The sequence below is a fragment of the Pseudomonas sp. SIMBA_067 genome (assembly GCF_046534675.1).
Classification (GTDB): domain Bacteria; phylum Pseudomonadota; class Gammaproteobacteria; order Pseudomonadales; family Pseudomonadaceae; genus Aquipseudomonas; species Aquipseudomonas putida.
Genome location: NZ_JAWRYH010000235.1, coordinates 1 through 297, shown reverse-complemented (window position 1 = coordinate 297; position 297 = coordinate 1). Strand labels below are relative to the sequence as shown.

Annotated in this window: 1 pseudogene; it reads right to left on the bottom strand. The window is 63.6% G+C overall.

The annotated features are described in order from the left end of the window. Window positions 1–35 precede the first annotated feature (35 nt). Window positions 36–297: pseudogene (locus SB765_RS28890) on the bottom strand (nitronate monooxygenase); the annotation flags it as partial.

Here is a 297-nt window from a genome sequence, read left to right as displayed (position 1 = left end):
ACTATATAGCGATAGGCCATTTGCGGGGAAGAGGGTCAGCCTGCTGAAGCAGAAGCCTGACGACAAACAACGGCCAGCGCCTTTTCGGCAATCGCCCGGGTCAAATCCCCGGCCGGCATGTGCCGCCCTAGCCGCAGCGCCTGTCCCGACCACAAGTTGCTGAAATCACTGTTGCCCTGCGGCTCGGTAATCGCCCGCAATGGCATCAATGCCCCACCCGCCAGCGGGAAGCGCGGTGCAAGCGCGCTCATCGGCCCCAGCTCACGCATGATGCGGTTGTTGATGCCACGCGCCGGG